Origin of the sequence: Micromonospora sp. RHAY321, from assembly GCF_023896955.1 — a bacterium.
In the GTDB taxonomy this organism is placed as follows: Bacteria; Actinomycetota; Actinomycetes; order Mycobacteriales; family Micromonosporaceae; genus Micromonospora.
Genome location: NZ_JAMHIW010000003.1, coordinates 448,376 through 461,511, shown reverse-complemented (window position 1 = coordinate 461,511; position 13,136 = coordinate 448,376). Strand labels below are relative to the sequence as shown.

14 protein-coding genes are annotated in these 13,136 nt (G+C 71.9%); 13 read left to right on the top strand and 1 reads right to left on the bottom strand.

Annotated elements, in window-relative coordinates; all coding sequences use genetic code 11:
- The first annotated feature begins 50 nt into the window (after positions 1 to 50).
- The 3 genes from M8C17_RS10260 (at position 51) to M8C17_RS10250 (ending at position 1,399) form a co-directional block, all read left to right on the top strand.
- Positions 51 to 224, top strand: coding sequence for a hypothetical protein (locus M8C17_RS10260; protein WP_252416166.1), 174 nt, complete (start codon positions 51 to 53; stop codon positions 222 to 224).
- Between the two features lie 133 nt (positions 225 to 357).
- Complete coding sequence (locus tag M8C17_RS10255; protein ID WP_252416165.1) at positions 358 to 678, top strand: hypothetical protein; 321 nt, start codon at positions 358 to 360, stop codon at positions 676 to 678.
- 262 nt (positions 679 to 940) lie between these two features.
- Entirely contained in the window at positions 941 to 1,399 is a 459-nt protein-coding gene (locus tag M8C17_RS10250) for an SUKH-3 domain-containing protein (RefSeq protein ID WP_252416164.1), read from the top strand.
- 154 nt (positions 1,400 to 1,553) lie between these two features.
- Here M8C17_RS10250 and M8C17_RS10245 read toward each other — a convergent pair whose 3' ends face one another.
- On the bottom strand, positions 1,554 to 2,003 hold the full coding sequence (locus tag M8C17_RS10245; protein WP_252416163.1) for a DUF4259 domain-containing protein: 450 nt from the start codon (positions 2,001 to 2,003) through the stop codon (positions 1,554 to 1,556).
- A gap of 430 nt (positions 2,004 to 2,433) precedes the next feature.
- Between M8C17_RS10245 and M8C17_RS10240 the strand changes: the two genes are divergently transcribed.
- From M8C17_RS10240 to M8C17_RS10195, 10 genes are all read left to right on the top strand, one after another.
- Positions 2,434 to 3,561: a VCBS repeat-containing protein gene (locus M8C17_RS10240; protein WP_252416162.1), complete on the top strand. Its 1,128-nt coding sequence runs from the start codon at positions 2,434 to 2,436 to the stop codon at positions 3,559 to 3,561.
- Positions 3,562 to 4,280: 719 nt separating this feature from the next.
- Positions 4,281 to 4,727, top strand: a complete 447-nt coding sequence (locus tag M8C17_RS10235; RefSeq protein ID WP_374557910.1) for a DUF3592 domain-containing protein — start codon at positions 4,281 to 4,283, stop codon at positions 4,725 to 4,727.
- A gap of 179 nt (positions 4,728 to 4,906) precedes the next feature.
- A complete protein-coding gene (locus tag M8C17_RS10230) occupies positions 4,907 to 5,761 on the top strand; it encodes an alpha/beta fold hydrolase (protein ID WP_252416160.1) in 855 nt (284 codons plus the stop codon).
- A gap of 251 nt (positions 5,762 to 6,012) precedes the next feature.
- A complete protein-coding gene (locus tag M8C17_RS10225; protein WP_252416159.1) occupies positions 6,013 to 7,104 on the top strand; it encodes a hypothetical protein in 1,092 nt (363 codons plus the stop codon).
- A gap of 91 nt (positions 7,105 to 7,195) precedes the next feature.
- The gene (locus M8C17_RS10220; protein ID WP_252416158.1) at positions 7,196 to 7,747 is read left to right on the top strand and encodes an RNA polymerase sigma factor; all 552 of its coding nucleotides are present in this window, start codon (positions 7,196 to 7,198) and stop codon (positions 7,745 to 7,747) included.
- Positions 7,747 to 8,754 (top strand): CU044_5270 family protein, encoded by a 1,008-nt coding sequence (locus tag M8C17_RS10215; protein WP_252416157.1) that lies wholly within the window; start codon positions 7,747 to 7,749, stop codon positions 8,752 to 8,754. The genes M8C17_RS10220 and M8C17_RS10215 overlap by 1 nt, the downstream gene beginning before the upstream one ends.
- A gap of 213 nt (positions 8,755 to 8,967) precedes the next feature.
- Positions 8,968 to 10,071 carry a septum site-determining protein Ssd gene (ssd, locus tag M8C17_RS10210; protein WP_252416156.1) on the top strand — a complete coding sequence of 368 codons (1,104 nt, stop codon included), beginning with the start codon at positions 8,968 to 8,970 and terminating at the stop codon, positions 10,069 to 10,071.
- Positions 10,068 to 11,279 carry a TadA family conjugal transfer-associated ATPase gene (locus M8C17_RS10205; RefSeq protein WP_252416155.1) on the top strand — a complete coding sequence of 404 codons (1,212 nt, stop codon included), beginning with the start codon at positions 10,068 to 10,070 and terminating at the stop codon, positions 11,277 to 11,279. The genes ssd and M8C17_RS10205 overlap by 4 nt, the downstream gene beginning before the upstream one ends.
- On the top strand, positions 11,276 to 12,481 hold the full coding sequence (locus M8C17_RS10200; protein ID WP_252416347.1) for a hypothetical protein: 1,206 nt from the start codon (positions 11,276 to 11,278) through the stop codon (positions 12,479 to 12,481). The genes M8C17_RS10205 and M8C17_RS10200 overlap by 4 nt, the downstream gene beginning before the upstream one ends.
- Positions 12,481 to 13,119 carry a type II secretion system F family protein gene (locus tag M8C17_RS10195; RefSeq protein ID WP_252416154.1) on the top strand — a complete coding sequence of 213 codons (639 nt, stop codon included), beginning with the start codon at positions 12,481 to 12,483 and terminating at the stop codon, positions 13,117 to 13,119. The genes M8C17_RS10200 and M8C17_RS10195 overlap by 1 nt, the downstream gene beginning before the upstream one ends.
- Positions 13,120 to 13,136 lie beyond the last annotated feature (17 nt).

Sequence of the window (13,136 nt, the reverse complement as noted above, 5' to 3'; positions counted from 1 at the left end):
CGGGTTGCTCGGTGACGCCATCGAGCCAGGCGTGAAACCAGGTGCGCGGGATGAGCCAACGACCGCCGAAGCTTGCCGACTGGACCGGCTACCTGAGCCGCATCGACCCTGATTCCCGCCCGCTGGTCGAGCACATCGTCATCAACAACTGCACCTCGGCCAGGCCGCTACAGGACCAGGCCGAAGCGCTCGTGAAGTCGTTGATGGGGCTGGAACTCGACTGATGCGGGGCGTGATCCTCTACGGTGCGCCGGCGTCCGGAAAGGACACGGTGACCGCAGGCTGCACCAGCTCCACGACCAGTACGAGCAGTTCCGGCGCCTGAAAGTCGGGCAGGGACGCACTGCGGGCTACCGAATGAGCACCGATGCGGAACTGGCGTCGTTGCGCGCCTTGGGCGATGTGGTGTGGGAGAACCGGCGGTATGGCTCCGTGTATGTGATCGACGCCCCTGGTCTGCGTCAGCAGCTCGACCGGCAGATCCCCGTGGTGCACGTGGGCCAGGTCGACGCGGTCGACGCGGTTCGTACGGCATTTCCCGACGTGCGGTGGACCGTGGTCGCTCTTACCTGTCCTCGGGACTTGGCGGAACGACGCATCGCTGAACGGCAGACCGGTGACACGGCAGAACGCCTCAGGGCATGGACGAGACAGAGACGGTTCCTACCGCCGATCTGACCATCGACACGTCCAGGTCTTCCCCCGAACTCGCTGCTGTACTGGTCGACGAGGCAGTCCGACCCGGACAGGCTGCGGCGAAGTAGCGGCCGGCCGGCAGCCGGCGTGTGCTCCGTCGGCTGATGCGCGACACATCTCCGCCTGGAAACGTGCGACAGGCCTAGAAGCCTTCGAAACCCGCGCGGTCGATGCACGGATCTGCCGAGTCGAGGACGTCGTGGGTCGCCCGGCGCTTGGCCGCCTGTGCCTTAACGTTGCTGCCGTGAACGCCCCAAGCGACCTTCAGCAGCAAACCCGTCGCATCCTCGAAAAGGTCGGGTGGCACGCCGGCCGCACTGTCAGTACAACGCGATGGGAGTCAGAACTGGCCGCAGACGGGTTCCCGCCCCTACACGCCGTCGCCCTCCAATTCCTCTCCGAGTTCGGAGGCCTCCTCCTTCCTGGTGGCGGGGCTGGCGTCACCCGCGCCCGCGAGCCGATCACACTCGTGCCAACCGAATGCTCCGGCGAAGCCGACCGATTCATCGAATGGGGCATGCACATCGGCCGCGACATCGCCCCGATCGGTGAGCTGGCAAGCGGAACCTGCGCGTGTTCCTTTCTCGGCATTGACGAGCAGGCAGAGATCTACGTCGTGGTCGATGTGCTCGCCACCTTCGGTCAGATGCCGCAGGCGTTGGACCACCTCGTTCTCGGATACATGCCTCGCGACATCACCTGACTTACCCCGATCGGCAGACTGTCGTAGACATCCGGATCTGCCGCGATCCGCGCTCTTGCTGTCGCAGATCACCGGGCGGACGACTGCCGCGCATCAGCCGACGGAGGACAGGCCGGCAGCCGGCGATGTCGAGTCTCAGGACCTGCATGACAGATCAGTCTCGGGACATGGGTGACACGTCCGGTGAGACCGCCGCGCTGAGGATGGCATCGAGGTCGTTGATGGTCCTTCGCGCGTCGAGTCGGTGCGCTTCGGTGGTCCACCCCTGATGCCACGGCCCATCGGGGCCGGCGACAAAGAGCAACGCCTCCAGTGCCGGCGTGGCGAGGTCCGACGCTGACGCGGGAAGCAGCGCCATGTCTGTCTCGTCCGACAGTTCCGCCTGGAGGTGTTCCCCGCCGGGAAGCGCGGCGGCCACGAGTGCTGCCGCCGCGACGACCTGGTCAGGGAAGAACTCCCGCCAGAGGAGGTCGCGGTTCGCCAGGACGTAGGCGAACATGTGCCGGAGCGCGTCGAGGTGGTGCTCTGGCGGCTTTTCGGCGAGTTCTTCGACAAAGTCTAGGGCGCCGTCACTGCTGAACGGTCCGGTTCCGAACGTGCCCACGTCACCCTCTCGTCAGAGGACAGCCACCGTCGAAAGTCGATGAGTGCACTGCACAAGATCCCGGGCAGCGTAGCGCGCTGTCACGCACGTCCTGATACCGATCTGTCACGCGCCCGATGCGTGCCCGATGCAGAGGTCAACACCGGCCTACAAGGGCACCTCAGGCAGCCGCACTCTGAACACGTTGTGCTCGCTGGCGAGGCACCACGGCTACCTATGGTGCCGATCAACCCGATTCCCAAGCTGACAGTTCGGGTTCGGATCCGTTAGCCGCTCCACACGAGAGGCCCTGGGGCGGGACTCCGTCCGAGCCGGGCCCTCGTTGTGGGCGTTAGCACAGGCTTAACCCGGCCTTATCCCACCGCGCGCGAGGCTGGTCCCTGCCCAGGTCGGGGAAGGACCGTTCCGGGTTTACACGGGAGGATCACCTATGCCAATTCATACCCTCGGGGTGCCCGCGCTGGCCGTCGCCCTGCTGATGGCCGTCACCCCGACCGCCGCCACCGCCGGGACCGCCAACTTCGGCCCGCCGGTCGACGTGGCGACGGGCGCTGTCCCGGGCGCCATGGCCACCGGCGACCTCGACGGCGACGCGCGGCCCGACCTGGCGGTCGCGCACACGGACGCGGACCGGGTCTCGATCCTGCTCAGCCAGGGGGCGACCGGCTTCCGGACCGGGACCGTGGTGGCCCTCGGCGGCGCGCCCCGCTCGGTCGCGCTCGCCGACGTTGACGGTGACGGCCGGCGGGACCTGGTCGCCACGATCGTCGACATCGAGCTCGATCAGGTGGTGGTCGCTCTCGGTCGAGGCGACGGCCGGTTCCGGGTGCCCCGGGTGATCGATCTGGCCTCGAACAGCATCCCCCGAAACCTGGTCCCGGCCGACCTCGACGGTGACCGAGACGTCGACCTGGCGCTGACCCTCGCGGGGCGAGAGCAGGTCCAGGTGCTGCGCAATGACGGACGGGGCCGGTTCACACCAGGGGCGACTCTAGCGGCCGAGCCGACTGCCAACGACGGGCTGGCCGGGACAGACCTCAACGGGGACGGCCACACCGACCTGGTGGCGACTGGCGGCGGCTATGGCCGGGTGGTGACCTGGTTGAACGCGGGCGACGGCACCTTCACGCCCGGGGTGTGGCACGAACTACCGACTCCCCGCAGCCCGGCCGTGCTCGCCGACTTCAACACCGATGGTCGGGTCGACGCGCTCGTACCGGGACCCGAGTGGGGCGACGCCTTTTACCTGGCGGGCAACGGCGACGGCACCTTCACCGAGGAGCGCACGCTCGCTTTCGGGCAAGGTGAGCGGACCGCCGCCGCCGGCGACTTCGATGGCGACGGTCGCGCGGATCTCGCGTTCGGCGGCGGCTACTACGGCGTGCTGGTGATGCTCGGCAACGGCGATGGCACCTTCCAGGCCCCGGCCACCTTGGCCACGCCCGGTGTTGCCGGCGCGCCCGTGGTGGATGACTTCACCGGGGACGGGCGGGACGACATCGTCGTGCCGAACGCCAACGGCCTGAGCGACATCCTTTGGTTCTTCCCGGCCATCTAAGCGCCGGACCGGGGAGGGCGGTAGACGAACGGCCAGTCGGAACTGTTGGGTGACGAAACGGCCTGACCAAGCAAGTATTAATCAGGCACCCGCAGGGCCCGCCAACGGACGAAGCGCCCGGGATCCTCCGGGTGCTTCGGCCATTTTGGCAATCCTAAGAGCCGAGGTCAGGCAGCGAGGCAGCAAGAAGGCAGCACGAGCGCCGGTGCGGGTTGACCCCGAGCGTGAACCGACGGCGCTCGCTACCTGCTCCCCGACGCGGGTTGCCACCGGCTGGCGGCGGCCGACAGCTTGACACCGCATCCCCCCGGACGGGGGTCGTCCCTTTCCGGGGTAGGCGCGCCACAGCAGGTCACAGGTCGTCTCCAGGCTGTCCAGGCCCTTGGGGGCGGCGTCTAGGCGGCCGGAGGCAGCAGGGAGGGCAGCAGAGCAATCGAATGCCTCCAGGAAGCGGGCGGCGTAGTCGTTCCGAGGGGGTGGATGTACCCCGTTGATCGTCGTCGACGCCTGCTCGTGGCCCATGAACTGCTTGACGTGGCGCGCCGGGCGGCGGACCGCTCCCCGAGAGCGGGTCGACGGCAGATGGGATGGCGGCAACAGGCGAGGGCCTGGCTGTCCGTTCGTGCTTGCCGGGTCGAGATCCGGAGCCGTTGGGGGTAGGCGGTTGTGACTCTGTTGACCGCACCGGCCTCGTTGCTGGCCCGTTCTAGAGTCCGGCCATGAACCGGCGACGGCCAAGCCGAACCTTCCTGCGGGTGTTCTCGATGTTCAGTCTCGTCTTTGCGACGTCGCTAACGGTAATAGGCGCATGGTCAATCACAGACGAACGTCGGGGATCGGAGGCAGTGGCTGACGTGCTGGAGGTCGAGCATCGCGGGGCGCGAACCTTCCTGACGGTCCAGTTCACTACAAACCGTGGCGAGGTGTGTGAATCAAGCCTGCGCGTTACGGTCGACGCAAACCGAGCTGTGAGCACCGGCCAGCGCATCCGTGTTCGCTACGCCAAGAGCGACCCCTGCCTGAGAGTGAGCGAGGTGGGCGATCATTCCGGATGGTTCACCCTCCTCATCGCGGTGGTACTTCTGATCGCCTTCGCCATCCTGGCCTATGTTTCGTGGCGTCGCCCCCGCCCTCCGATCCCGCTGCGATACGCGGGCATGCCCTGATGAGTCGGACGAGGTCGGTATGGCCGAGTCGCGTGGCACTGTCCGCGGTCCGTCCACGACGGTTCCGAGCTGCGCTCTGGCCGGATTCCTGAGTCGGTGCTGGTGCTGATAGCGAGGCTGCGGTCGACGTTGCGCGCGTAGCGTGTGCCGCAGTCACGCGGCTGTCCTGGAGGTTGACGATGCACTCGACGGTCCACTCGTTCCGCACGCCCGAGGGCGTGACGCTCGGGGTCGAGCACTTCGGCGACGCGGCGGCGCCCCTCGTGCTGCTCGTGGGCGGCACGACCATGCTCTCCTGGCCCGACGCGCTCTGCGAGAACCTCGCTCGCGGCGGACGTCACGTCGTGCGCTACGACCTGCGTGACTCCGGCGCGTCGACGACCGTCGACCCCGAGGCGCCGGCGTACACGCTGCGCGACCTCGCCGCCGACGCCGCCGAGCTCGCCCGCGGTCTCGACGACCGACCGGCGCACCTGGCGGGCATCGGCGTCGGCGGGATGGTCGCCCAGGTCGCCGCGCTCGGCCACCCGGAGGCGTTCTCGGCGCTCACACTCGCCGGGACGCGGCCCGTCGCACCGGGCCCGGTCGACGACGACCTGCCCGACCACGACGCGGCGACGATGAACCGGCTGTTCGCGCTCCCGATGCCCGACTGGTCCGACCGCGCTGCCGTGGCGGAATTCGCCGCCGCCGGCGCGGAGATCCTCGGCGACGATCCCGCCGCAGCGCACGCGACCGCCGGCCGCATCTTCGACCGCACCCCCGGCACGGAGCCCGCGGTCCAGATGGCCAACCAGATGGGCATGGTGTTCTCCAAGCTCGACTGCAAGCCGCGCTGGCGCGAGCGTCTGCCCGAACTCGCGATACCGGCGCTCGTGGTGCACGGTCGTCGCGACCCGTTCTTCCCGGTCGGCAACGGCGAGGCGCTCGCGCGCGAGATCCCCGGGGCGCGGCTGCTCGTGCTCGAACAGGCCGCGACCGCGATCCCCGACAAGGCCGCCGATGAGGTCGCCGCGGCGATGCTCGCGCTGTAGGCGTCATCACGCATTGCGGGCGCCGCGTTCTTGCAGCCCCGCGTCTCTTCGTAGGCGCGACCGAATCTCGATTCGATCTACGCCGTGCGTCGGGTTGGAGGCACCCCTTGACCCCGCTGGTCGCCTCCCCTTCGCTGTAGGCGCGGGCCGTCCGTGCCCCGGGAACGGGGGACTGTGCGATGCCATCGCCTACGGCACCGGGAGATGCGGTCCAGCCGCCGACAGGGCGGCGCTGGCGGACCGTCGCGGTGGTGAGCGCGGCGACGGTCGCGCTGCTGGTCGCCGGTGCGGCGGCATGGGGGGTGACGCAGAAACAGCGGCCTGGCCCACCCGCCGCGCCCGATGTTGTCGCCGAGGTGTTCGGCGGGTTGCCGGCTCAGCTGCGACCGCCTGCCCGGGTCACGGACCTGCCGGCTGACCACGGGGTGGGGTCGGCAGCGCTGATGTACCACCGGGCCGTCGACGCCGACAGCTTCAATCCCGTCAGCCGTACGTTCGAGCAGAACGACGTCTACCTGGTGACCCGGTCCGGCGAGCACTTTCGCGTCGGCCGTACGCCCCCGGACACGGGACCGCTCAACCTGTCCCTGTCGCCGGACGGGCGGTGGCTGGGCGGGAAGCGGGACGGCCGGTGGTGGTTGAGGGACCTGTCGGCCGTGACGGAGTACGAGGTTCCCGAGGAGCATGAGCTGTTGCGGTGGTCCACGGACGGCCGCTCGGCCCTGCTGGGCAAGCCGGGCACGGCCTGGACCTTCTCGACCATGGCGTTGCCAGGCGGCACGGTGCGACAGCTCACCGTGGCCCTCCCTCCAGCCGCCGCGGTGGTGGCCTTCATCGCCGGCAGGGAGTTGGCGGTGTTCGATCCGAAACCACTGCTCGTCGGGTCCGCGCCGCACGAGGTGGCTGTCACGCTCAAGGACATCCTCACGGGTGAGGGCCGGGCACTGCCGGTGGTCGTACCGGGTCAGCTCGGGCCGGGTGAGGTGGCTGGTCCCTTCGCGCTGATCCACGGGGGTGGGAGCCCACCGAGCATCTGGGTGGAGGTCGGCCGACCCGATCTGGTGCCGACCAGCGCCCCGGAGGGCATGCTGGTGGCGCCCTCGGTCGCGCTGTTGGGCGTCGACGTGGCCTCCGGCGTCGCCGCCGGCCGGATCGAGATAGCTCCTTCCGGCGCAGGTGGCCGGCAGTTGTGTCGAGGGGTGGTGGCCGACGGCGTCGTGGTGCAGCGCGAGACCGGGGTCGGCACCGAGCTGCTTGTCATCGACCCTCGCCGCAGTGTCCGGCGCCTCGTGACGACGTTCCCCGAGTCGGTGACCGTCCTCGCCCCGGGCGCCACCACGTAGCCGTCCCGACCCGATCATGCCCCGTCCGGTAATCGTCTGGCCGGCCGCGACACAAGCCAAGGTGAGAGTCGCCGAGGCAGTGGGGGTTCGGGTGGGTCCACCGAAGAAACGCGACGAGGACTGGTTCACCAGCCTCTACGCCGCCGAGTACGCGCACATCGTCAGGTACGGCCTGCGTCGACTCGCCGACGCGGACGCGTCGGCGGAGCTCGCCCAGGAGGTCTTCGTCGTCGCCTGGCGGCGCCGCGGCGAGGTGCCGGACCGCAGCCTGCCCTGGCTGTACGGGGTGGCCCGGCGCCTCCTGGCGAACCAGTGGCGGTCCCGGCGCGCCGCCCCGGACGTCCTGCCGATCAGCGACGCCGACCTGGCGCGGGTGGCGCACCCGTCCGGCGCTGACGCCACCGTGGGAGTCGCCGACATCCGGGCTGCCCTGGCGACCCTCAACGACCTCGATCAGGAGATCCTCCGGCTGATCGGTTGGGAGGAGCTGACGGTCTCCGAGGCCGCCCAGGTACTCGGCTGTGCCCGCACCACCGTGGCGGTGCGTCTGCACCGTGCCCGCCGACGCCTCACCGAAGCGATGTCAGACCGCCCCGTCCGGCCCCGGCGTCCGGTGCTGGCCAGCATTCGAGAGGACCTGTGATGTTCGGAGCAGAGCGAACCCGTACCCTCCTCGGCCCGGCCGACCCGGCCCGGGCCGCCGTCGCGCCACCCCCGGTCTCGGCGCGCGACCTGATCGACCGGGCCGGCGAGGCCGAGCCGACAACCAATCACCGCCGGGTACGCCCGACCCGGCGGCTGGTCCTGACGGCCGGGACCATGGCGGTCGCGGCCGGCGCCGTGGCGGTCCTCCAGCCCTTCGGCGGGGCCACCCCGGACACCGCGGACGTGCCGGCTGCCGCACCGGGTTCGGTGCTCGTGCCGGTCGCGTACCAGTTCGCCTCGGAAGCGCCGCCGGCCGGCCCGCAGCTGCGGGCCCTGGCCGGGAAGCTGGTCGGCACGGGGTACGACAACCGCGGCGGGCGCTACATGTACCACCACACGAAACTGTGGGGCGATCCCGTGATGACCTCTTCCGACGGCCGCCACCACGTTGCCTTCGCCGACGAGACCAAGGTCTGGCAGGCCGCCGACGGGACCGGCAACCAGGTCACCGTCCAACTGGAACCGCAGTACCCGGATCAGGAGTCCCGGGACTACTGGCAGCGGAATCCCTGGACGCGTCCCGGGGTCGCCGGCACACCCGCACCCGCCAGCTTTCCGCTGCCACCCAGGGACCTCACGCCGCTGCCGACCGACAGGTCGCAGCTGCGCGAACTGCTCAAGGTCGTCCACGGAGCGGGTGCGGTGAGCAAGGAGGTCAGCACCGTGTACGGGCGGTACGTCGTACCGCGTCAGACCCGCGCGGAGATCCTCCGGGTCCTCGCCGACGTTCCCGGCTTCCGGTGGCGAGGGCAGGTGACCGACCGCGCCGGACGGAAGGGCGTGGCGGTGACCTTCGACGACCGAGAGCACGACGCTCAGTCTCTGCTGATCTTCGAGCCGAAAACGGGTGAGCTGCTCGCCCACGAGCGGCTGACGCTCGCACCCGTCCGGATCAGCTCGTACAAGGTGATCCTCGATACCGCCTGGACCGACCGGATCGGCTGACCGACCGACAGCGGGGCCGCTCCTTCGGGAGCGGCCCCGCTGCGTTTGTGTTCCGGGGCGGTCGGACAGGGTGCGCGTAGCAGATCAAGTGGCTCGGCGGGCGTTGTCCACAGGCCGCCGCTTTGTCCACAGGCAGTGCGGTCGGGACGGTTCGCGGGGCGGAATCCGAGCAGGGTCGGCGGCACACCCGAGCCCGACCCGCTGGAGGCCGCGATGGCACCCCGTACCTCCGTTCCGCCGATCCGACGACTCCCCCTGATCGTCACGGAGGACGCCGACCTGCTCGACGACCTGCTCCGGCTCGCCGCCGCAGGCGGGACCGAGGTCGAGCTCGCCGCCGACCCAGCGGCCGCCCGCACCCGCTGGCTGCCCGCGCCGCTGGTGCTGCTCGGCGCCGACCAGGCGCAGTCGTGCCTTCGCGCGCGGCTGCCGCACCGACCCCGGCTGGTGCTGGTCGGCCGGGCCGGCCAGATCGACCCCGGCTGGCAGATCGCCGAGCTGATCGGTGCCGAGCACGTCGCCGCGCTGCCCGCCGCGGAACCGTGGCTGGTGGACCGGTTCGCCGAGCAGGGCCCGGACCGGCCGGACGGCTCCGGCGCGCGGATCGTCGCGGTGTTCGGCGGGCGGGGTGGCGCCGGGGCGAGCGTGCTCGCCGGCGGGCTCGCCGTGACCGCCGCGCGGGCCCGACTTCGCACGCTGCTGGTCGACGCCGACCCGCTCGGCGGCGGTCTCGACCTCGTGCTCGGCTGGGAGCAGCTGGAAGGGCTGCGCTGGCCGTCGCTGACCGGTGCGGACGGGCGGGTCGACGCCCCGGCGCTGGTCCGGGCACTGCCCAGCCGCGGTGACCTGGTGGTGCTCTCCTGGGACCGCGGCGACCTGCTGCCGCTGCCCGCAGCGGCGATGGCGGCGACCGTGGACGCGGCCCGGCGTGGCCGGGACGTCGTGGTGATCGACCTGCCTCGACAGCTGGACGACGCCGCCCTGGTCGCCTTGCAGGCGGCCGACCAGGCGTTCGTCGTCGTCCCGGCCGAGCTGCGAGCCACAGCCGCAGCCGCGCGGGTGGTGGCCGCCGCCGTCCCGCACTGCTCCGCACTCTCGGTGGTCGTGCGCGGTCCCGCGCCGGGTCGATTGCGCGCGACGGAGGTGGCACGCGCCCTCGGGCTTCCCCTCGCCGGCACGCTACGCCCCGAGCCAGGGCTCTGCCGCGGGCTGGAACGGGGCGAGGCTCCGGCCGCCGCCGGCAAGGGCCCGTTGGCCGCCCTCTGCCAGCGGATCGTCACCGAGCTCACCGGCGTACCGGCCACGGGTGCGGCATGAGTGGCCGGCCGGAGGACGCCACCCTCGCCGGCCGGGTACGGCAGCGCATCGCCGCGGCCACCACCCCGGTCACCCCGGCGGCGATCGTCTCCGCGGTACGGGCCGAACCCACCGCGGCGGTGCTCGGCGACACCGCTGTGCTGCGGATCGCCGACCGGGTCCACGACGACCTCGTGGGCGCCGGGCCGCTGGCCCCGCTGCTGACCGACCCGGAAGTGACCGACGTACTCGTCAACGGGACGCGCGTCTGGGTCGACCGGGGAGCGGGGCTGCACCAGGTGGCGGTCCCGGTGGGCACGGTCGAGGACGTTCGCCGGTTGGCGCAGCGACTGATCGCCAGCGCCGGGCGGCGGCTCGACGACGGCTCCCCGTACGCCGACGCCCGGCTTCCCGACGGCACCCGGCTGCACGCCGTACTGCCGCCGGTGGCGACCGAAGGCCCGTACCTTTCCCTGCGAACCTTCCGGCACCGACCGTTCACGCTGGACGAGCTGGTGAGCCAGGGGACCGTGCCACGACCGGTGGCACCCGTGCTCGCCGCCGTCGTCGCAGCCCGGTTGGCCTACCTGGTCACCGGCGGCACGGGGTCGGGCAAGACCACCCTGCTCAACACGCTGCTCGGGCTGGTGCCGGCCACCGAGCGGATCGTGCTCGTGGAGGACGCCGCCGAACTGCAACCGGGGCACCCGCACGTGGTGGGGCTGCAGGCGCGTACCGCCAACGTGGAGGGCTCGGGCGTGGTGAGCCTCGGCGACCTGGTCCGGCAGGCGTTGCGGATGCGTCCGGACCGGCTGGTGGTCGGCGAGTGCCGGGGTGGCGAGGTGGTCGACCTGCTGGCCGCGCTGAACACGGGCCACGACGGGGGCGCCGGCACGCTGCACGCCAACACACCATCCGACGTGCCGGCCCGGCTGGAGGCGCTCGGCATGCTGGGTGGCCTGCCGCGCGCCGCGCTGCACGCTCAGGTGATCGCCGCGTTGCAGGTCCTGTTCCAGGTCCGTCGCGGCGATCGGGGACGGGTCCTGGAATCGATCTGCCTGCTGCTCCCGGAAGGCCCCGACCGGGTGGTCACCGTGGTGCCCGCGTGGGTACGCGGTCGAGGGCTCGGGCTGGCCGCCCGTGCGTTCGGCGCGCTGTTGCGGGACCGTGGCGTGGCGGTGCCGCCGATCCTCGGCGAGCCGTGGCCCGGATCGGCGGGTCCGGCATGACGGGCGGGGCGCTGCTGGTGGTGGCACTGCTGCTGGCCGCCGCGGCACTCGTGGCCTGGCCTGTGCACAGCATCCGGGGCCGTCGCCGTCGCGTGTTGACGGCGGCCGGCCGTGGAAACAGCGGTGCCGACCCGGACGACGCGTTGGTGGACTGGGTCAGAGAACTCGGTCACGGGTTGGACGTCCCTGTCGATGGGTTCGGCACTCCACCCTCCTCCGGTCACCAGCCGCCCGTAGCCCGGAACGTCGGCGGCCGGCGGACGCTGACTGGCTGGTCCACCAGGGACGTCAGCGGCGACCAGCCCTGGCCGAGAGCGGCGGGCGGCGCAGTGGGATCCACGCGACCGGCAGGTCCGCAACGTCCGCCGACCCGGCGCGACCCCCGTGGTCCGGCCGGTACCGCCCGACCGGTGGCCCTCGCACCGGACACCGAGCGGCGGCCGGTAACGCCCGCCTCCGTGCCAGTGATCGAAGCGGACCTGTCGGTTCGGGACGATCCGTTCACCGTGGCAGCAGTCGACGGCGGCGGACTTCGGGCCGTCGACTCGATGACCAGGACCGCCGCCGGGGCTGGTGGGCGGCCGATCCCACCGCGTGCCCCACGTTCGCCGGCAAGCATGCTGCTGCTTGTCGGCCTGCTGGGAGCCGGTGTCGGCGCCGTGCTCGCCGGGCCGGTGGCCGCCGTCGCGGTTGCCGCCTACGGCACGCTGGCCGTGCGCGCTCTGCTGCGGTGGCGGACGAATCGACACGTCGAGCGGATCCGACGGCGCGGGTTGGACCAGCTCTGCGGTCTCGCGGCGGATCTCCGGGCGGGTCTGCCCGTCCCGCCGGTCGTCGAGATCGCCTCCGCTGGTGGGCCGGACCGGCTTCGCCAGCTCACCTCGGCGGCGGTGCGGCTGGCGGACCGGACGGGTGCGCCGCTGGCGGACCTCGTCGAGCGGATCGAGGCGGACGCCCGGGCGACCGACCGAGGGCTGGCCGCTGCGGCAGCGCAGGCGGCCGGTGCCCGGGCCACGGCCTTACTACTGGCGGCCCTGCCGATCGGCGGAATCGGGCTCGGGTACGGCATCGGCGTGGATCCCGTGGCGGTCCTCCTGCACAGCACGGTCGGCGGGGTCTGCGCGGTGCTCGCGGTCGCCCTGCAGGTCCTTGGTCTGTTCTGGGCCGAACGCCTGGGCGCGACGCCGGGGCGGGCCGGTTGATGTCCCGGACGGTTTCCGCCGCGGGTCCGAGCGCAGTGCGGCGGCGGCCGGACGCGATCCGGCTCGCAGCGGGTCTGGGCGGGCTCGCCGTGGCCGTGGTCATCGGCGGTTGGTTCGGGCTGCTCGGCGCGGTCCCGACCGCGTTGATGCTGGACCGGCTTCTGCGGCGGATCGAGTCGCCGGCCGCGCGCAACCGGCGGCTCCGGGAGGCCGGCGACCTGCCGCTCGCCGCCGACCTGCTGGCTGCGGCGCTGCGGGCGGGCGCCCCGGTGGACCGCTCGGTGCTGGCTGTCGCCGAGGCGCTCGACGGCCCGCTCGCCGAGCGGTTGGCCCGGGTCGGCCGCACCCTGCTGCTGGGCGGCGGGCCTGCCGAGGCGTGGTCCGCGCTGGACGGGGTGCCGGGGGCGGAGCGCTTGACCGCAGCCGCATTCCGCTCGGCGAACAGCGGGGCGGCTCTGGCCGGTGCGCTGACCCGGCTCGCCGACGACCTGCGTGCCGACCGGGCCACCGCCGCCGAGGCGTCGGCCCGCCGGGCGGGCGTGCTCATCGTCCTGCCGCTGGGGCTCTGCTTCCTCCCGGCGTTCATTCTCGCCGGCCTGGTGCCGGTGATCGTCGCCGTCCTCGGCGACGTGCTCTGACCCATCGAGAAGGGAAA

Excerpts from the sequence above, each read along its gene's own strand:
- M8C17_RS10230 (WP_252416160.1), top strand. The coding sequence starts at position 4,907 with ATGCACTCGACGGTCCACTCGTTCCGCACGCCCGAGGGCGTGACGCTC.
- M8C17_RS10205 (WP_252416155.1), top strand. The coding sequence starts at position 10,068 with ATGAGTGGCCGGCCGGAGGACGCCACCCTCGCCGGCCGGGTACGGCAG.
- ssd (WP_252416156.1), top strand. The coding sequence starts at position 8,968 with ATGGCACCCCGTACCTCCGTTCCGCCGATCCGACGACTCCCCCTGATC.
- M8C17_RS10195 (WP_252416154.1), top strand. The coding sequence starts at position 12,481 with ATGTCCCGGACGGTTTCCGCCGCGGGTCCGAGCGCAGTGCGGCGGCGG.
- M8C17_RS10200 (WP_252416347.1), top strand. The coding sequence starts at position 11,276 with ATGACGGGCGGGGCGCTGCTGGTGGTGGCACTGCTGCTGGCCGCCGCG.
- M8C17_RS10215 (WP_252416157.1), top strand. The coding sequence starts at position 7,747 with ATGTTCGGAGCAGAGCGAACCCGTACCCTCCTCGGCCCGGCCGACCCG.
- M8C17_RS10240 (WP_252416162.1), top strand. The coding sequence starts at position 2,434 with ATGCCAATTCATACCCTCGGGGTGCCCGCGCTGGCCGTCGCCCTGCTG.
- M8C17_RS10255 (WP_252416165.1), top strand. The coding sequence starts at position 358 with ATGAGCACCGATGCGGAACTGGCGTCGTTGCGCGCCTTGGGCGATGTG.
- M8C17_RS10235 (WP_374557910.1), top strand. The coding sequence starts at position 4,281 with ATGAACCGGCGACGGCCAAGCCGAACCTTCCTGCGGGTGTTCTCGATG.
- M8C17_RS10260 (WP_252416166.1), top strand. The coding sequence starts at position 51 with ATGAGCCAACGACCGCCGAAGCTTGCCGACTGGACCGGCTACCTGAGC.